The organism is Desulfobacterium sp. N47, from assembly GCF_051233685.1.
Lineage (GTDB): Bacteria > Desulfobacterota > Desulfobacteria > Desulfobacterales > RPRI01 > RPRI01.
This window is the reverse complement of sequence record NZ_JBAMMY010000323.1, coordinates 1-19,193: the sequence shown is the minus strand read 5'-3', so window position 1 is coordinate 19,193 and position 19,193 is coordinate 1. Positions and strand designations below refer to the sequence as shown.

Annotated in this window: 19 protein-coding genes; 2 read left to right on the top strand and 17 right to left on the bottom strand. The window is 42.3% G+C overall.

The window, feature by feature from the left end; all coding sequences use genetic code 11:
- Window positions 1-12: 12 nt before the first annotated feature.
- From VXK47_RS20550 to VXK47_RS20495, 12 genes are all read right to left on the bottom strand, one after another.
- On the bottom strand, window positions 13-759 hold the full coding sequence (locus VXK47_RS20550; RefSeq protein ID WP_435550659.1) for an ABC transporter permease: 747 nt from the start codon (window positions 757-759) through the stop codon (window positions 13-15).
- Window positions 756-1,601, bottom strand: a complete 846-nt coding sequence (locus tag VXK47_RS20545; protein WP_435550658.1) for an ABC transporter ATP-binding protein — start codon at window positions 1,599-1,601, stop codon at window positions 756-758. Before VXK47_RS20545 ends, VXK47_RS20550 begins: the two co-directional genes overlap by 4 nt.
- Window positions 1,598-2,386: an ABC transporter ATP-binding protein gene (locus VXK47_RS20540; protein ID WP_435550657.1), complete on the bottom strand. Its 789-nt coding sequence runs from the start codon at window positions 2,384-2,386 to the stop codon at window positions 1,598-1,600. Before VXK47_RS20540 ends, VXK47_RS20545 begins: the two co-directional genes overlap by 4 nt.
- Window positions 2,383-3,390, bottom strand: coding sequence for a FecCD family ABC transporter permease (locus tag VXK47_RS20535; RefSeq protein WP_435550656.1), 1,008 nt, complete (start codon window positions 3,388-3,390; stop codon window positions 2,383-2,385). Before VXK47_RS20535 ends, VXK47_RS20540 begins: the two co-directional genes overlap by 4 nt.
- Window positions 3,380-4,360: an ABC transporter substrate-binding protein gene (locus tag VXK47_RS20530; protein ID WP_435550655.1), complete on the bottom strand. Its 981-nt coding sequence runs from the start codon at window positions 4,358-4,360 to the stop codon at window positions 3,380-3,382. Before VXK47_RS20530 ends, VXK47_RS20535 begins: the two co-directional genes overlap by 11 nt.
- On the bottom strand, window positions 4,360-6,615 hold the full coding sequence (locus VXK47_RS20525; RefSeq protein WP_435550654.1) for a TonB-dependent receptor: 2,256 nt from the start codon (window positions 6,613-6,615) through the stop codon (window positions 4,360-4,362). Before VXK47_RS20525 ends, VXK47_RS20530 begins: the two co-directional genes overlap by 1 nt.
- A gap of 434 nt (window positions 6,616-7,049) precedes the next feature.
- Complete coding sequence (locus VXK47_RS20520) at window positions 7,050-8,459, bottom strand: cobyrinate a,c-diamide synthase (protein WP_435550653.1); 1,410 nt, start codon at window positions 8,457-8,459, stop codon at window positions 7,050-7,052.
- Between the two features lie 24 nt (window positions 8,460-8,483).
- Window positions 8,484-8,723: a dissimilatory sulfite reductase D family protein gene (locus VXK47_RS20515; RefSeq protein WP_435550652.1), complete on the bottom strand. Its 240-nt coding sequence runs from the start codon at window positions 8,721-8,723 to the stop codon at window positions 8,484-8,486.
- Between the two features lie 62 nt (window positions 8,724-8,785).
- Window positions 8,786-9,931 carry a dissimilatory-type sulfite reductase subunit beta gene (gene dsrB / locus VXK47_RS20510; RefSeq protein ID WP_435550651.1) on the bottom strand — a complete coding sequence of 382 codons (1,146 nt, stop codon included), beginning with the start codon at window positions 9,929-9,931 and terminating at the stop codon, window positions 8,786-8,788.
- A gap of 12 nt (window positions 9,932-9,943) precedes the next feature.
- A complete protein-coding gene (dsrA, locus tag VXK47_RS20505) occupies window positions 9,944-11,254 on the bottom strand; it encodes a dissimilatory-type sulfite reductase subunit alpha (RefSeq protein WP_435550650.1) in 1,311 nt (436 codons plus the stop codon).
- Between the two features lie 320 nt (window positions 11,255-11,574).
- Entirely contained in the window at window positions 11,575-12,768 is a 1,194-nt protein-coding gene (locus VXK47_RS20500) for a hypothetical protein (protein WP_435550649.1), read from the bottom strand.
- Between the two features lie 7 nt (window positions 12,769-12,775).
- Window positions 12,776-13,396, bottom strand: coding sequence for a tetratricopeptide repeat protein (locus tag VXK47_RS20495; protein ID WP_435550648.1), 621 nt, complete (start codon window positions 13,394-13,396; stop codon window positions 12,776-12,778).
- Between the two features lie 293 nt (window positions 13,397-13,689).
- Here VXK47_RS20495 and dapA point away from each other — a divergent pair, with 293 nt between their 5' ends.
- A complete protein-coding gene (gene dapA, locus VXK47_RS20490) occupies window positions 13,690-14,724 on the top strand; it encodes a 4-hydroxy-tetrahydrodipicolinate synthase family protein (RefSeq protein ID WP_435550647.1) in 1,035 nt (344 codons plus the stop codon).
- Window positions 14,725-15,216: 492 nt separating this feature from the next.
- Here dapA and VXK47_RS20485 read toward each other — a convergent pair whose 3' ends face one another.
- Both VXK47_RS20485 and VXK47_RS20480 read right to left on the bottom strand, forming a co-directional pair.
- Window positions 15,217-15,513, bottom strand: a complete 297-nt coding sequence (locus VXK47_RS20485; protein WP_435550646.1) for a helix-turn-helix transcriptional regulator — start codon at window positions 15,511-15,513, stop codon at window positions 15,217-15,219.
- The gene (locus VXK47_RS20480; RefSeq protein ID WP_435550645.1) at window positions 15,510-15,869 is read right to left on the bottom strand and encodes a type II toxin-antitoxin system RelE/ParE family toxin; all 360 of its coding nucleotides are present in this window, start codon (window positions 15,867-15,869) and stop codon (window positions 15,510-15,512) included. Before VXK47_RS20480 ends, VXK47_RS20485 begins: the two co-directional genes overlap by 4 nt.
- Before the next feature lie 293 nt (window positions 15,870-16,162).
- On the opposite strand from VXK47_RS20480, the gene VXK47_RS20475 reads away from it, so the two are divergent.
- Window positions 16,163-16,432, top strand: a complete 270-nt coding sequence (locus tag VXK47_RS20475) for a hypothetical protein (protein ID WP_435550644.1) — start codon at window positions 16,163-16,165, stop codon at window positions 16,430-16,432.
- 77 nt (window positions 16,433-16,509) lie between these two features.
- Here the strand turns inward: VXK47_RS20475 and VXK47_RS20470 are convergent, their stop codons facing one another.
- The 3 genes from VXK47_RS20470 to VXK47_RS20460 all read right to left on the bottom strand — a co-directional run bounded on the left by VXK47_RS20470 (window position 16,510) and on the right by VXK47_RS20460 (window position 18,983).
- Window positions 16,510-17,166 carry a RusA family crossover junction endodeoxyribonuclease gene (locus VXK47_RS20470; protein WP_435550643.1) on the bottom strand — a complete coding sequence of 219 codons (657 nt, stop codon included), beginning with the start codon at window positions 17,164-17,166 and terminating at the stop codon, window positions 16,510-16,512.
- A gap of 162 nt (window positions 17,167-17,328) precedes the next feature.
- Entirely contained in the window at window positions 17,329-18,447 is a 1,119-nt protein-coding gene (locus tag VXK47_RS20465; RefSeq protein ID WP_435550642.1) for a hypothetical protein, read from the bottom strand.
- Entirely contained in the window at window positions 18,444-18,983 is a 540-nt protein-coding gene (locus VXK47_RS20460) for a hypothetical protein (RefSeq protein WP_435550641.1), read from the bottom strand. The genes VXK47_RS20465 and VXK47_RS20460 overlap by 4 nt, the downstream gene beginning before the upstream one ends.
- Between the last annotated feature and the right edge of the window lie 210 nt (window positions 18,984-19,193).

Sequence of the window (19,193 nt, the reverse complement as noted above, 5' to 3'; positions counted from 1 at the left end):
TGAACTCGCAAATCATTCACTATACCTTTTGATGAGCCGCGACCCGCATATGAAAAATATCACGGCATATGTTATTATCACCGCAAGAGATACTACCCCTCCGGCATCCAGCGCGCTCTTTCTGATCAAAATATTGGTATGGGTCAGCGGAAGAACGGAAATTAAGGCCTTAAGAAAACCGGGCATGCGATCCACCGGGAAAAAAGTTCCGCTGAAAAACGACATCGGCATGATGAAAAAATTGTTGTATGTGGATGTGTCTTCATGGGACTTGGTAACCATGCCGACGATAACGCCCATGCTTGCGAACATAAAGCCGTTTAACAGTAGTGTGACGATAAACAATGCCGTGATATGAAATCCCTTGGCTGCGATAAAACCGACCAGAAGGATCAGCCCCGATGCAAACAGCCCCTTGACCATGCCGGCAAGTACATGTCCGATCATAATTGCTGAAGAACGAATGGGCGACTGAACGGTTATCTGAAAAGTCTTGAAATAGAGCCTGTCCAGGTTAAGTGTGCTGGCAACCCAGGTATAGGAATTGGTCATCGAACTCATAGCCACCAGACCGGGAATCAGGTAGGTCAGATAATCCGCGCCACCCATGCGGACGTTCCTGCCAAGCCCAAGACCAAAGGTAACCAGATAAATAATCGGCACCATCATGGCCGAAAAAAGATAACCGAGTTTGAGCAGTTTTCGCTTGAAAAGCAACATCTCCCGGAGAAAAACCGGGTACCATTCCATGAACCTCATTCGATTTTTCCTCCCGTCAGTTTCATAAAGACATCCTCCAGATTGGATCGACGGATGGTGACGCCGTTTTGGAGCTGTTTTGCCTTTTCGTGCGCCTCATCCCGTGTTTTAAACATGAATTGAATCAGCTTGCCGTCGGCGCCGATCACATCCACCGCATATTCACCGACTGTCTTTTTCAGATTCTCCGGACTGTCGATTGCGATGAGCTTTCCTTTGGAAACAATGCAGACCCTGTCGCAGAGCAGTTCAGCCTCTTCGATGTAATGCGTTGTGATGATCACCGTTCTGCCATCTATCCGTGTTTTACGGATAACATCCCAGAGCTGCCTTCGAATCTGGGGATCCAGCCCAATTGTGGGTTCATCCAGAAAGAGCACCGCAGGCTCGGTGAGAAGCGCCCTTGCAATAAGAAGCCGTCTTTGCATCCCGCCGGAAAACTTGGAGACAACAAAATTTTTTCGATCCCAAAGTTCAACCATCTTCAGGATGCGTTCAATTTTTCCGGGCAAGTCTGAAGCATGGTGAAGCATTCCGTAGATCAGAAGATTTTCGTAAGCCGTAAGTTCCCGGTCGAGGTTATTTTCCTGTGGAACGACGCCGATCAGTTTTTTTATTGACAAAGGGTCGATTGCTACATCGAAACCGCCGATGGCGCAGCTTCCCGCATCCGGTCGCGAAAGAGTAGTCATCATCTTGATCAGGGTTGTTTTTCCAGCACCGTTGGGGCCAAGAATCCCAAAGACGGTTCCCTGCTCAACCGTAAAAGAAATACCGTCAACCGCTGTGATTTGTTTTTCAGCAGCGCCATAGCGTCTGGTCAATTCAGAAACAGTTATCATATTAATCCTTTGCTTTTGAGTTTCGGTGTTACGACCCGTGTGCCGTTTACGCTGACAATCTCTACTTCTATCCCATATACGGCGCCCAGGTTGGCCTCGCTGATAACATCATGAGCGCCGCCCTGAGACACAACACTGCCCTCGTTCACAAGAACCACGCTGTCTGAAAAAAGCATGGCCAGATTGGGATCATGAATGGTCATCAGCGCAGTCACCTGTCGTTGAAGGATGATCTCCTTCACCTTCATGAGAACGACGACCTGATTTTTGAAATCCAGATGGGAAGTCGGTTCGTCAAAAAGCATGACAGGCGATTCCTGGGTAAGGGCGCGGGCGACCAGTACCAGTTGCCGTTCGCCGCCGCTGATTTTGGTATAGGCCCTGGACTTCAGGTGTCCGATGCCAACCTCTTCAATCGACGCTTCAGCTTTTGCAATGTCCTTTTTTGAAGGGGTGGTAAACATGCCGATATGAGCCACCCTTCCCATCAGCACCGCGTCAAATACGGAATACGGAAACGGGGGCTCGTGCTCCTGCGGCACCACGGCAATCACTTTTGCCCGCCGGTCATGACCATAATCAAGAATGCTGCCGCCTTCAAAGACAATATCCCCTTTTTCCGGCTTCCAGAGACCGGCAATGCATTTAAAAAGGGTTGTCTTGCCGCATCCGTTCGGACCGAGAATGGTCGTCAGTTTGCCGGCCGCAGCCGTCAGGCTGATGCCGTTCAGCACCGGTTTCTTTGCAGAGGGATGTTGAAAATGGATATCTTTGATCTCGATCATTTGCCCCAACTCTCTTTCCCGCCTTTTTTCATGAGATATACAAAAAACGGCGCGCCGCTTAGCGCCGTGATGATTCCTACCGGAATATCAAAATTTGTCAGACTTCTGGCCACCGTATCGGCAAATATCATGAAGGTGGCGCCTCCGGCCATGCTGAGCGGCACCAGACTTTTATGGTCGGGGCCGGTCATCATGCGTATCAAATGGGGAACCATTAGCCCCACCCAGCCGATGACGCCGCTGACCGACACAGCAAGGCTCACAGCCAGTGTGGAAGAAATCAGAAAAATCATCCGGTCCCTTCGGACATTAATGCCCAGGAACTTGGCCTCTTCTTCTCCCATGCTCATGGCGTTCATTCGCCACCGCATGAGATACACCGGCGTAAGGGAGGCGACGATGCCGGCTGCGCTGATTTTTATCATCCGCCAGTCCGCCAGGGAAAAGCTGCCCATCAACCAGAAAACGATGTTCTGTAGTTTGTGGGGATCCACCAGAAATTTGACGATAGATACCAGTGCGGTAAAAAATGCGGAAATTACCACGCCGGATAGAATGAGCGGCAAGCGCGACACTTCCCCCTGCGTTCTGGCAATGGCGTAAGTAAGAATGACAGAGGCTATGCCGAATACAAACGCCATGATCTGAATCGGCAAAAACGGCAGAAATGCAATCGTCAACGAGCAACCAAAGGCCGCGCCTGCCGAAACGCCAAGAATAAACGGATCCACCAGGGGATTGCGGAAAATCCCCTGAAGCGTGACCCCGGAACCGGAAAGAGCGACGCCCACCAGACCGGCGAGAATGACTCTTGGCAGCCGGATATCCAGAACAATCGCCTTTTCCGGAATATCTTGAAAGCCAGGCAGTGAAATGATTTCATTCAGAAGAATTTTTAGCACAAGAAACGGCGATACGCCGTAAGCCCCTATAAAAACGGCAATCCAGGCAGCCAGAAACGGTGAAATCATTATAAGTAGTTTTACTGTTTTATCATTTTTCAATCCGGTTCACGCTCCTGTATGAAATACCGTAAACCGAACGGTAAAAATTTTCTGCTGTTTTCTCCAGATACACATCTCTTAAATCTTCGGGATAGATATTTGCTGCCATCCAAAGGGCAATTACAGCAAGCCGCGGAGACCATGTGGACCATTTGGGCGCCTTGAATACTCTGCCGGTTTTTACTGCGCTTACATACCGCCATTGCGAATTACCGAGTATGTCATCAGCTCCGTACTTTGCGCTCCCCCATATGAATATGACATCCGGGTTCCATGCGACTATCCGCTCTATTGGAACATCAGCACTTCTGTCCCTCACAGAGGCAGACGCAGGATTAATACTGTTTATCAGTAAAAATATATCATTGTTAACTCCTATGGCTCCGGACACAGTGGTGGGTTTACCGCCAAGCCAGATTGCCTTTTTCCGTCTGTTAACAGGAATTTTTGAAACCCTTTCCCTTATCAGGGTAAATATCTTTTCCATTTGCGAAATAACGCTCTCAACCTTTTTTTCTTTGCAAAACAATCTGCCCTGAAAGCGCATTACCTCATAAAGCTCAGAAAGTGATTCAGGATATACGGCTATAACTTTCAACCCTTTTTCTTCCATAAATTTTACAGTCTCTGGCTTGAATGTCCATGTAAGAACAATATCAGGCCTTAGCCTGAGAAGCATCTCAATATTCACATCTGACCCGCTTCCGGCTGAAGGAATGCTTTTGGCTATATCGGGCTTAAGCGCAAGCATAAGATCGTTTACATACGCGTACCTGCTGATTCCGGCGATACTATTCCAGACGTCGAGCGCTGCCGATAGTTCATAGGTCTCGAAAAAAACCGCTCTCTTAACCGGAGTGGTCACTGTAATCTGTTTTCCGAGTTTGTCCTTATATGTGACGGCGGCAGCCGAACAAACCGCCGCCGTCAGAAAGGTTAGTACTATTACGCAAGCTGATATTCTTTTCATCAGAACCTTATGGCCAGTTCGGTAAACCATGAACGGCCCGGGCATTTATAGTACGCGTAGTAATCGCGGTTTAAAATGTTATCCACCGAAAAGGATATTGTTGCAAATTCGGCAAGCTTGTAAGCAATCTTGCCGTTTAACAGGAAATACAGATCATACGAGCCATACACATTGTCCGTCCGATCCGAGTTGTCATCGCTACCATAGCGCTTGCTGACATAACTTCCGGTGAGCATAGCTGAAATTGGACCCTTCTCTATCTCGGCTCCAGCATTGAAAATATACTCCGGCATCTGGGTAAGCCTTTTTCCCTCCGAAGCAGGATTGGCGATGTTTGTTTTGATTTTTGCATCCGTATAAGTCTCATTGGCAAAAAGGCGAAGCCATTTATCGAACCGCTGTTCTATCTCTGCCGTAACGCCTTTGCTTTCCGCTTTCCCTGCATTGTTATACTCCTTAAGAGTCGAAGTAATTGTTCTGAGATAGATGAGGTCTTTAAGATAATTTTCAAAATATGTAACCTTTACTTTCGCCCCCTTCCAGAGCCCCTGTTCGATACTTACATCCCAGCTTGTATTTTTTTCCGGCTTCAAGTCAGGATTGCTCATGTAGGTTACACCTGTTGAAGATGTCCATGTTCTATAAAGCTCATAGACAGTAGGCGCCCGGAATGCTTTACCGACGGAAGTCCGCAGAGTAGTGATGTTGAAAGGTTTATAGACAAGAGCAAATTTGGGGCTGAAGGATGAATCGGAACGCGAGTCAAAGTTTTTCGGGTAGCCTGCGCTTCCGATCTGGTTGGCATAACCGTCTTGCGTTTCCCACCAGTCCTGCCTTGCCCCTAAATATGCGGTCAGATTGTCAATAATCTCAAACTCGTCCTGTGCAAAGAGCGAATACGAATAATCCTTGCCTCCGGCGGTGTATGTAAGATTCGTTTTCGAATCCTCATCTTTCCAGTTGCTGAGATTATTTTCTTTTGTATCTGCTTTGCCGTGCCTGAATGAACCGCCCAAAGTAAGTATCTGACTTTTTAAGACAGGAAATGTAAACTGAGCGTCCGAATAGTAGTTCTGCGAGGGAGTGCTTGACAGTTTGCCGCCTCCGCCGTAAATGGTTGCATAAGGCAGCGATGAATTCGGCGTTGTGTACCAGTTTTTTGCAGCATCCACCAATCCGGTATTCAACTTGGTTTTCAGTGTGCCTATTTCTGCTTCAAAATTTACGACATACTTGTTTGTCTCCTTCCCTCCGTTGCCGCTTACAAAAGAATTTTCACGAACAGTACCGTAGGAATAAACCGGAGCGCCGGCGGCATTTTTCAGATAGGTATGAGGCTCATCGCGGTTGTACTCATTGCGGGTTCGCTCAAAAGAAGCGGTCATTTTTGCGGTTTGGGAAAAATCATATCCTGTTTTGATGTTCAGCGCATCATCCCACCAGCGGTTGTCGCCCTTGTCGCCGATCAGGTACCGTGTATTTCCCTTATTATCTGTAGTATATGACCAGCCTGTGATACCTGCAGCCGGTCTTGAGCTTTGCACATTGCTGTCTGTGGGAAAGCCGTTTGTTGTCTGATAGCCATAGCTTACAAAGATACTGAGCGCATCGTTATACTTATCTCCGCAGGAAAGATAGTCTCTCCGGAAATCGTCCATAGCCTCACCGCTATGCCAGCTCGTGCCATAGCCGCTTTTGAGTGTGACCTCTCGTTTTTCAGGCATTTTTGTGATGATGTTTACTACACCGCCCATTGCATAGCCGCCATAGAGACTCGAAAATGGACCCTCTACAACCTCAATACGCTCAATGTCTTCCGTGCTCATGCCTGCCCATGTGACATCACCTGTGTAAGCGTCATTGAGAACCATGCCGTCTTTCATTATAAGTGTTCTGTTTGCCCCGGGAATACCTCGCAGGGATATATTTGCAAGTGTATCCATAAGCCCCTTGCCTCGGCGGTTGAATACACCGGGCATAGTATTTAAAGCCTCATCAACAGACTTGATATTTCTTTGTTCAATATCTTTCTTTGTGACAACATGAACATCTCCTGGCGTCGATGCCACGTCTATTTCTGTTCGGGTTGCCGTAACTACAATTTCTTCCAATGAAACGGAATCTTTTGGGTCGGACTTTGCTTCAGTTTTTCTATCGCTTTGCACCTGCTCAGCTTCTGCTGTCTTTTGTTCATGAGCAAAAACATTCGAACGGCAAAATATGAGGCCGCATATCAGCAAAATTCTCAAAAACATTTTTTATCTTTTATCTCCCTAATATTTACTTTTCACCTCCTTTTCTGATATAATAAAAAAAGGGGTGACGGTTAATCCCATTAGCAGGCGTAAAGTCTGTAGCCGCTATCGCTCCTTCGGAGCGGGGAATCCTCGCCAAAAGCTTCCCTGCTCCGATAATTTTAAATTTATTATTAGAAAATACAGTATGTTATAATGCTATAGCAATAGCCAAATAAAAAAGCCACGAAGAGGCCTCCCTTTTTAAGGAAGAACAAGCCTTCGTGGCTTTTATTATTCTATATCCGCCGGTTGTCAGCGAATAATATTATATCTATGTATCTGCAGCTTCTGCTACATTACTGACTTATTTGGTTTTCTCTATATGCGAACTTTTAAGAAGTCAAGATATTTCTTAATAAAAAAAGTTGTAACTTTTGTAATTTAAGAAGCAGTCAAACTTTATTTTCCCTGTACCTGATAGCATTTCGTATCATGGCTTTTGCCCAGGCGGGTGTACCTAATGCATGAATGTGGGTATATGTGGCGAGAACGTTTTTGAAAATAATGCCGTCTTTGTTTTTTATAAGTCCTGATCCTCTTTCCAAACAAAACGCAAGGTCTTTTTCATCACCATCCCATTTAAGAACACTTGAATAATGAAATTCATGCCCGTGGATTTTGGTTCCTATCTCGTAATAAGGATTTTTTTCTTTAACTTCTGAAACAGTATATCCATGAGCCTGCGGTCTTTTTGAAAACCCAAAAACTACAGGAAGAACACCTGCCATGGCATAGGTCTGGCCATCAAAGACAAGTTCTTCTCCCAGATACATCAGCCCGCCGCATTCGGCATAAATCGGAAGGCCTTCAAGCGCCAGTGATTTCAGATTTTCTTTAAAAGAAATATTTTCAGCAAGCTCTTTTGCATGTGTTTCGGGAAAGCCGCCTCCGATATACAATCCGTCAATATCCGGGATCTTTTTATCGGAAAGAGGACTTATATAAACCAGTTGTGCACCGGCAGAAATAAGTGCCTCAATGTTTTCATGGTAATAAAACTGAAAAGCGGAATCTTTAATTATACCTATCCTGGGCTTGTCTTTTGAAGATATTGTTAATTCATCATTTGTTTTTTCAGTTATTTTGTCTGTTGCATTGATTTGTGGAAGATCAGGGGCATTGGAACCGATCTGAACAAGCATTTCAAGATTTATGTATTTTTTAGCCATTTGAGCAGCAGCAGTCACAGAATCAGCTGCCCATTTATGTTCCTGAGTTGGAACAAGACCCATATGTCTTTCCGGAAAATTTTGTTTTCCAAGTTTTGGTATGGAACCAAGCACACATATTCCGGTATGATGCTCGATGCTTTTTCTCAAAATATTTTCATGTCTTGATCCGGCGACCCTGTTTAAGATCACACCCTTAATATCAATATCATGATCAAAATGCAGGCAGCCCAGCACAATCGCAGCAATTGTTCGTGTGCTTTTTGTACAATCCATACATAAAATAACTGGCGCTTTTAAAAGCTTTGCAAGAGCCGCAGTGCTTGTGGTTCCTTCTACATCTATACCGTCATAAAGACCGCGGTTTCCTTCAATAACCGACAAATCCGAATTTACAGAATGGGAATAAAAAGAATTTAGAACCTGCTCAACAGGCGTAAGAAAGATATCCAGATTGTAGCAGGGCCGGCCTGCAGCGAGGGCAAGCCAGCCCGCATCAATATAATCAGGACCTTTTTTGAAAGGAAATATTTGTTTTCCGGCAACATTTAAAGCGGAAATTATGCCGGTGGATACTATGGTTTTTCCTGCTCCGCCTCTTATAGCGGAAATAACTATTCTTGGAAAATCCATATTATCCGGCATCAAATATTAAATCTAATCTTCATCTTCGGCATGAGCTTGTTTGCCTATGCCTTTGAGACCAATCAAAGTAGTACTTCCGCTTGACCAGTATTCAAGAGTTCCTTCAGTTACCATTTTATTTACCAGATTTTTTACAGCTCTCGGTTTTTCATCCGGGGCCATTGCGTAGAAATCTTTAAGATAAAATTTGGATTTTCCTTTTTTGCCTTCAAGAGTTTCTACTATTGTCTTTTTTAAAGCTTCTTCATCCATTTTATGGCCTCATAAATAGTATAACCGGGGTAATTAATACCCCGGTTTTATGTTAAAAACTACTAGAACTTAAATTGCGTTGTCTGACGCCATGTGAAATAAGCCGGATCACGGAAATCATCAATGAGATGATGAGTAAACGGAATATCACATTTCTCAAAAAATCTTTCCCAGCCGATTCTTTCGGCCCATTCTCCAAGACGCTCATATTTATTTGCATCATTGGCATAAGTTTCTACCATCTTCTTGATTACAGCAGTTGTCTGTGGCCAACGTGGTGTTTCGTTGGGAAGAAAAGCAACTACAACTTTAGAAAACTTCGGGGTGCTGATTCTGTTTGAAACCTTGCCGCCGGCCATGATTACTATACCGTCGCCGACATCATCAGCAAGAGGCATAGAGGGACACATCGTATAACAGTTACCGCAGAACATACATCTTTCGGCGTTTACTGCTACGCTGTTAAGCTTTGCCCCATTAATTTCAACTTTAGCCGGTTTGATGGCTGCTGTAGGACATGCGGCAATTGCAAGCGGAATTTCGCACATCTTATCCAGATACTCATTGTCAATCATAGGCGGTTTGCGGTGATATCCGAGAATAGCGATATCAGAGCAATGAACAGCGCCGCACATATTAAGGCAGCATGCAAGAGAAACGCGCAGATGAGCAGGCAATCTCATGCTTTTGAAATCGTCGAAAAGAACGTCCATAGTTGCTTTTACCGGCCCTGAAGCATCGGTTGCAGGTGTGTGGCAGTGAATCCATCCCTGTGTATGAACTATATTGGTTACTCCGGCGCCTGTGCCGCCGACAGGAAATTTAAAACTTCCGCCGGCAAATTTTCTGCTTTCCAGATCTTTCTTCAAAACAGCAACTTTATCCAGACTGTCAACAAAAAATTCTATGTTGTTTCTGGTGGTAAATCTTAAATATCCACTGCAATGCTTATCTGCAATTTCGCAGATTTCGCGGATATGTGTGTTGCTCATAAGCCGGCAACCACCGACTCTTACTGTAAAAATTTTATCGCCTGTTTCTGAAACGTGAACCAGAACACCCGGTTCAAGAATCTCATGATACAGCCATTTGCCCTTATTTTTTGCAATTATCGGATGATAGAACTCATCGTATTTTCTCGGGCCGATGTCTGTTATTCTGTTTTCCATCGGTTTGTCTTTATTATAACCTGAGGATATAAATGCCATAGTCTTTACCCCCTATCTCTGATGATATTTTCTGAATTCGTTAATGTCACGTGAAAAGCCGCCTTCAACTTCGTCTTCTTTCCAGAAGATATAAGGATTGGATCTGGGCTCTTTAACATGCTGCGGCATCGGCTCTATATTTGTCATTTCAAGAAGCTTCTGGAAACCCTGGCGTTTAATCAGCTCACCGAGTCTTTCACGGTTTTTTCCTTCTTCCATCCACCAATCCCAAATAGACTCTATAACTTCCTTGATTTCATCATAAGGTTCTTCAGCTTTAATAAAAGGAACAAGCAAAGAACCCATCTGAGCGCCGTCAAGGATCGGAGCCTTGGCTCCGACAAGTATTGAAAGTCCTCTGTCATTGCCGATTCTTAAAGCGCGAGGCATAACATTGATACAGTGCATGCATCTTGTGCACTCTCTGTTGTTGATTTCAAGCTTACCGCCTTCAAGACGCATACATTTTGTCGGGCAAAGATCAATGACTTCCTTTTGAATATCAAATTTACCCCAGTCGCGTCCTGAATGAGCGCCTGCATTTGGTTTATATTCGCCGTTGATATAGGCTTTAACTTCCTTCTGGTCAATTCTGATGTCATCGCGCCATGTCCCTATAAAAGACATGTCGGAACGTGCTATTGAAGCAACGCAGCAGTTTGGGCAGCCGTCAAATTTGAATTTAAATTTATATGGAAAAGCAGGGCGATGAAGTTCATCCTGATAGTCGTTTGTAAGAGTATGACATAAATGTTGGGTATCAAAACATGCATACTCGCACCGTGCCTGACCTACACAATCGGAAGGAGTTCTTAAATTTGAACCGGAACCGCCAAGGTCCTGATTCAGGTTATGTGTCAATTCGAAAAAGATTTCTTCCAACTGTGGAGTTGTCGTACCGATCCAAATAATATCACCGGTTGATCCGTGCATATTGGTAACGCCGCTTCCGCGAAGATCCCACAGATCACAAAGTTCCTTTAAATATTTTGTTGTATAGAATTTGCCGGCCGGCTGGCTTATACGCATTGTATGAAAATGCGCTACACCGGGAAACATTTCAGGCTGGTCGCAGTATCTTCCTATAACGCCGCCGCCATAGCCGAAAACGCCTACTATTCCACCGTGTTTCCAGTGAGTTCTTTTATGTTTATATGAAAGTTCCAATACTCCCAACAGATCTTCGCAAGCATCCACCGGAATCTGGAAATCCACGCCTTTTACATTTTTCGCTCTTGTTTCAGCCTCTTGCTTTAGATCAGATACAAAGCTTGGCCATGGCCCAGTTTCAAGCTGATCCAACAAAGGGGTCTTATGTTTCATTGTTTTACCTCCATGTTATTATTATGACTAAATATACAAACAAAGAACAACAAACTTTATAACCAAAGCCTCTGCGCTCACCTCCCCTCGCTCCAGCATATTTATAGTTTTATATAAAATATTATTTTAAATATTATTATCTCGAAAGAATTTATCGTATAAAATTATTATTTTTTCTTGTCAATAAAAAAGGAATATCTATATCCCGATATTATTTTAAACATTAAAGAATTTATATATTCCTGATTTAGCAGCATTCTTTAAATAAACACTCTACAATATATTCAGTCAGTTTTTGCTGCATTGGATTAACAAACAACTCATAACTTGCTTATTGCATGGTATAATTCACCGGAATGCACGGATAGATTACTGCTGATAATCTTTATATCCGGCGCTGACTGGTTAAATGAATTTGTTATAATTTTCAATAGTTCAAACAATTGAACTTCCGAATAGGATAAGAGATAATCCATCAGTTTATGATTAAAATCAAATGGAATCATATTTGATTTACTTTTCAGAAAAATCCCATCCATAAAGCCTTTTATTGTTCCTTCGGCCGCTTCTTTATCAGCCCATACGATATCACCTGTACCATCCAATCTGTCAAGGCGCATCCTGATTGAAAGGACTATAATAAACATGAGCAATCCTTCAAAAATCAAGTCAGGATCTGCAGCCATACTGTTTGTATTGTTATCTGTTGAGTATAAAGCAGCATATTGTCTTACGGTTATTAGTTTTACATCCGGCTTGTTATCTGTGATCTTTACAACAAAATCACCAGCCGCATGATGCCATGGAAATATCTGCTCAAATGTATAGATATCATAAAAAAAGGTCATGATCATAGCAGCCTGCCTGTATATCTCTGCGGCATAATCTTTTGAGATAAACTGATTGCCTTTGACATGGTCCCATATAATTATTTTATTTTCGCCATCTTTTGGGTCTTTAGAAATATGAAATTCATTATATCCTTCAAACCACCGGGCAAGAAACATGCTGATTGGAAGATTGTTTCTTTTTGACACAAGACTATCAAATCCATAAACAGACGGAATAAAATCATTGGGAATTTTTTTGTGAAGTCTTTGTAAAGTTATGTATTCATTTCCTGCACATTCAATGCCTGCTTCGGATATGGCAACATTTAAAACAAACGGGGTTTTGGAACTATCTGTAACAACTACAACCTTTGCAGGATGATAAAACCGGCCATGCTTTTCCAGCAAAATCCGTATTTCATTTATACGCTCAAGGCATATCTTCTGCTTCGAAAAAGATAATGCGTTTAATATAAACTCATAGTTGTTTTGCCTAATAAAATCACCGGCAGCTTCAAAATAATCTCCGTATGTAATAGAATGAGACTTATCTCTGCAGGATTTTATTTCAGCATTATTTCTGTTTGAAGGCAGCGGCACATTCCAGAGCTCGCTGTCAGGTTTGATCAGTTGATCCTGATCCGACAGGAAATATTTAACCGGAGGGTTTGGACATATCGACAATTGGTGATTACCTGTGTTGTTCAAGTTCCTTTAAAATTTCCGGTGCCACAGGATATCCAAGTTTTACTGCCATATCACAATGCTCTACTGCTTTGTCAAATTGGTCATTCTGCATATAGGCAATTGCAAGATTATTATGGGCGATAGCAAAATTTGGCTCAATTTCAATAGCTTTCAGATTTGCTTCTATACTTTCCACGACAAGGTTTTTCATAAGATAGGCATTAGCAAGTGTAGTATATGCCTGTAAAAAATTCGAGTTATATATGATAGCCTTCCTTAAAGCAGCAATAGATTTGTCAAGATCACCTTTTTGGAGATGAATAAAACCTATATTCCCATAACCTTCGGAAAAGCCAGCCCGGGAATTTATCGCCTGTGTGTTATAATGCAGACAACCGTCAAGATCACCGCGTTGCAGGCAAAGGCCTCCAAGCTGGACATAGGCTTCAGCAAGGCTGGGGCTGCAGCCAACTGCATCATGCAGCTCTTTCTCGGCCTCATCGAAGTTTTTTTGACCTATCAAAGCCACTGCAAGATTGTAATGGGATGTTCCGCAATCAGGGTTTGATGCAATAGCCATCCGTTGCTGTTCAATATATTCATCTACATTTTTTGCTTTTGCCATAATTATATCCTTGAGATTTTTTTATTAGGGGTTATTATGCAAAAGTAATATTGTCAAGTAAAAACGCAAACAGCAGCTATGATGCTTACGTAATATTTCAAAAAACATCTTTTAAATCCTGGGAAAAGTATTTATGCTATCCCTCTGTTTGGATTAAATTAAAATACTTCCGCCATAGCTCTGGGCAGGAACTTATTTTATCTCGGCTTGTTGATGGATTTTTTTAAAGCCCATCGTTTATTATTAACAAAAGATTAACAAATATTTTGTAAAGACACTTTAAAGAGGATTTTATGATTACCGGATGTTTTACTGCCATTGCAACACCATTTAAGAATAATTCTGTCGATTATGATGGTCTTTCAACACTTGTTGATTTCCAGATTGCTAACGGAATAACCGGGATATTAGCTGTTGGGACAACAGGTGAAAGCCCAACACTCACCTGGGATGAACATAATGGAATTATAGAAGAAGTTACAAAAAAATCCAAAGGTAATTGCATGTGCATTGCCGGAACAGGCAGCAATAATACAAAAGAGGCGCTTGCGGCAACAAAACATGCTGCAAATGTTGGAGTCGATGCCGTATTGCTTGTTGACCCTTATTATAACGGGCCCAGCTCTCTTGAAATAAGGAAAGAATATATTGAACCAGTAGCTTCCGCTTTTCCTGATATCCATATCATACCGTATGTGATTCCGGGAAGAACCGGAACCCAACTGCTGCCTGAAGATTTAGCTCTTCTGTACAAAAATTATAAAAATGTAGATACTGTAAAAGAAGCAACGGGCAACATTGAAAATATGAAGCGGACAAGAAAATGTTGCGGTACAGATTATGCTATCCTTTCAGGGGATGACGGTTTGACTTATGATATGATGACTGATCCTGAAATAAATGCTGCAGGTGTAATTTCAGTTATAACCAATATTGCACCAAAGGCTATTGTGCAGATGGTAAATGCCCTTATCCAGGGAAACCTGTCTGAAGCAAAAAAGCATAAAACCGCTCTTGATCCTCTTTTTGAGCTTGTTACCGTTAAAACAATGGAAAAGACACCTTATGGAGAAGTGGTTTGCAGAGCAAGAAATCCCCTTGCTATTAAGGCTGCAATGACAATTCTTGGCATGCCTTCAGGAGGATGCAGAAGGCCACTTGGCAAATTGACACAAAACGGGCTTGAAAAGGTTCTTGCAATTTTAACAAAGGTACAAAGTAACAATCCCGAAATATTTAAGCCTTTAGAAGATTTTTTCGGAATAAATATAAATAAAAGGTTAAAAAATAACTCAATTATGGAAATGCTTTGCTATCAAAGCTATTAATTATAATTGACTAAGCGGCGACCGCTTTTTATGGGCGACAAATTATAGACCATGTTTAATTGATTATAACTATTTTAAACAGTAAATTATATCATGCCCACAGAACAGCATAAAGAAGTAAATGGCTGGTAATGTGTCACCAGCCATTTCTTGTATTATAGGATCAGATTCCGCTTCCGATATGCATGCCGGACTTTTTTTGGCTATGCTACATCACCGTGAAAAATGGTTAGAATTCGCACCTCGGTTTCACCTATAAATGCTCAGAACGGACAAGGGGAAAGAATTGGATATTGCCGGTTGAAAGCATGCATAGATTCTAAATAAGGAGAATCATCGGAACATGGAGTTGTATAGCAGCCAAATACATACTATGTCGAAAAACACATTTGCCGGTGAAATCATAAGGATTAGGCGGCTTGATTTCGGCTCGGTTTCAATAGGAGGCTTCTGGCATAACATCCAATTTAAGAAAAATATACAGCTGACAGATTATGCAGCAACGAACTCAATTTTAATCCGCATCCCAGTTGCTTCGGCGATCTTTTCCAAAGTTTTGAGCGTGAAGCCCTCATACTCGCCGCTCTCGATTCTCGAAATCGCCTGTTGGCTGGTTCCCATGAGCTCTGCCAGTTGCCGTTGCGATAAACCCTTCTTCTCTCTGAGCTCCGCAATCTTCATTGCTAGTTTTAGAGCTTGCCTCTCTTCTTGGTAATGTATTTTGAACTCGGGATCTTTGATGTCTTCCCGTAATCTGCTTTGGAATGTCCGAACTTTGCCTTTTTTCATATTTCACCTCTCGCAGGAAACCTTTGCATCCAATCCTCCATGCGTTTCTCCGCTAAGTCAATATCCTTCTCTTTCAGTTGCTGCGTTTTTTTGGAAAATGCATTTACCAACACAATCTGATCAAACATCTGGAAGAAATAGAGAATGCGGAACTGGTTCGATCTATAATGTATTCTCAACTCTCTTATTTTACCCCTGACAATATCAGCATAGGGCCGCTTGAGGTTCGGCCCTTGCTCCTCCAAGAGTGACAGATACGCAGCCACTTTAGCCCGTGACTTTTTGTCTAACTTATTAAGAAAATCATCAAGCGGTGAATCGCCTCGCTCAGCCGTATAAAAGACTATATTGTACAAGCACACCTCCACGCTACATTTACCATATACATCATGTTTGATGTGTTGTCAAGCTGGTCTGTTCGTTTTCGTTTCAAGAAATTTGTCGATATCAGTAGCGCCCGATATGAGAAAGTTCAGAAAACTGGCATTTCTAAGCCGCTATGTTTCGCAGATACTCAGGGCTCGGTTTCTTGATTGGCCGAAAAGATAGTGAGCTGCCTCAGAAAAACAGCATTTTTAGAGATTTTGATATTGATTCTCTGCTGCATTTCACTTCCAATATGTTGGGATTAAATTTGAAATTCACCTGTATGGCAAAAAGGATTAGTGCGGATGACAAAGACAAACGCGATTTATTGGTCTATTTATTGTGGAAAACAGAACGCTTTTCAAACAGAGAAATCAGAAATCGTTTCGGATTGACATATTCGGCTGTCAGTCAGCGTGTTAAGATGATGACAAACAGGCTTTCGGTGGAAAAAGGTCTTCAGGATCAATACATAATGCTTAAATCACAAATCTGGTTTGACACTGATTCTTCTCTGTTTACACCTACAAACAAATACTACCTGGTTCTTTGAAAAATGTTTATTACTGATAGAAAGAAAGTAACGCTGGCGTCTACGGTGAGCGAAGTGAGGCCGACAGAACGCTGATGTTATGAAATACTAACCTTTCTCTTTAGCTCAATCAAGTCTTCTATATCGAATCCTTGAAGCCTTGATTTATGAAAAAATCTCTGAACAGACATCACATCTTTGCTTTCATAATAACTCATTCCGTTCTTCATCATTTCATCACGCAAAGCCAACTTACGCTCTTGTGCAGAAATAAAAAGTACTTGTTCTTCAGGACGACGATTTTTCAAAAAAGGAATGCAAATATTTTTATCCATACACACGAATGCAAGACCATTTTTCGGCAAATATTCATCTGGCATGAATTTAATACGAATATCAATTTGTTCCCAATTGTATTCATATGAATCTATCCAAAAACATTCTATTGCTTGAACTTGATTATCATCAATTAATATTCCGTTTGGTCCGCATATGGCATCAAGCAATGGTTTGACAATATTATCTACATCTGCAGAAGTGTTATTTTCGTATCTCTTTTGTTCGTGAACATTCCATTGTATTCGTACACTTACATCACCAGATAATAGAAAACCTACCTTTTCCACTTTTGCAGCTACGTGCTCTTTAAACTCTCGCTTTCGATCCCCATTTGATTGGAGAGAAACAGGCGGTCTTTCAATCGAAAATTCAATTTCGCCTGATTCTGGAGGAATATCAGCAAAGGAATTTATCATATTTATAGATTCCAAAACATAATGCCAAAATCAGCCGCTACCGAGTACTTATAGAACTACATATGACACTCATTCAGTTGGCTGAATTTTGTGGTTGGATAATTTTATTTATTCGATCGGTCGTTTAATTGGAAACCTGCGCATGATCCTCACAAATTTTCTTTAACGGCGCGCCTCAATTAAAGCGCTTAAACGAGATCCGGTGGGAGACAATTTTACATCCCAACGATGTGGGTTAAATTTCCCAGCGTTCCGTAAACGAACCCACCCCATTTGAGGTTGGACAGTTCGGATTTTCCCAACACTTTCTCGAATGGTACGTTCAACAGATGAGGCGTAACGTTTCTTGCTCTTCGGTATGGAATCCCGCGTAGTAATGTAGCTCTCTGGGGCAAAAGTCACGATTCGTTCCATATCTTTAATTGTGGGCACCTTTTTCCCAGCATGGTAAAAAGGCGAAAGAACCGCAATTGGGAGTTGGGCCATTATGTCGGACCATACTTTATCATGATGTCCAGTTGATGATCCATGATGAGGTACTTTATATATAGAGGCACGACCTTGTGGGCGCTCCGCAAATTGAACAATTGCTGACCACCCAGTCGAAGGGTCGCCTTTCTCCTCAAGATCTGAACCTAGTAATATTTTAACAGTACCAGTTTCTATCCAAAGGGCTACTGCGGCATGGTTAGGACGGAGATACGGTGCGCGCTTTTTCGTTTGCCGGGCCTGAGGCATCAAATCAAGTATTCCGCGAATAAAAATGTCATATTCTTTATCGGAAGGAGATAATGTCGTTACTACACACGACTCAGCATTGCCTTCGGCTGGCAAGTTTAAAATAACTCGATTTGCAAGTGCCCTTTTTATTGGTCTACGGCTTCTCAGTATCTGCAATGTGCGTTTAATCTCGCTGACACCAGATAATTCAGTCTGAGTCATTATTTTTCCGTAATCCAATATATATGATAAAAATTCGCTTTGTGTCAGAGCTGAGGAACAACAGACGGGGGTATTTGGACAAGATAAAACTATGTTACTTAGACCACGCACATGATCGTCATGCCAATGAGAAACGACGATTAGGCGAACAGCTTCATGAGCAGATACACCGATTCTATCGAAGTATTCAAGAACTGCTGGTTTACCTGTATTTGTATCTAAACAAGAATCTACTACAATCCAACGATTTTCTCCCAAGTGAACTACGGCGCTTTCGCCATACCCAAGGCCAAAGAGAGTAAGTTCAATCTGATCCAAATTGGGAGGAATCTCAATCATTCGTTATTCAATTCACTTGCCCATTCAGCCGCATCTCGCCGGTTCTTTTCGAGCTCTTTTTTTGTCCAAGCAGGCAAATTTCTAAACACAATACGAGAGGAACGGTCTTTTGTTCCCCCCTGACTGCGACGATAACCGATTGTCCAGCGGAAGATAGCGCCCAGACAAATTCTTGACCGATCAGTATCTGCTAAATCATCCAGAAGGAAATCAGCTTCTTCATCTTCTATCGAGCAATTTTTGGTTACATCCACGAGCCGCGCTGTAAAATTTTCGCTAGAAATTGATACTACATAACCTTCCCATTCTTGTAAAACTGAAAACGAATATCTTACTTCTTGAGGTTTTGGAAGAGTTGCCGGGAAAATGTCTTTAACATCAATTCCTTCTCTCTCAGAAATTGTATTAACTGAATCTATTCTGTTTTTTTGATTCACTAATAAATCATCAGTGATCTCTTGGTATAAGCGACTTTGAGAAACAATATCTCCAATAGTATCCACAAGACATGGTACAGTTGCGGTCTGGCTGATCATACTATCTCCTTTAATGCCATTATCTGATCAATAATCCATTCCGAGCGCCGTATAGAAGTGTCAAACTGTTTACCTAACCCGGACAAGCCGGAACCAAGAATTTTTAGTTAAACCATGCTAAAATGAGTGTAACATTTTTAGCATGGAGGTTTAGTATGTTGATTACCGAACGATATAAAGAGCAAATCACGGGTGTTCTTTCATGTTACG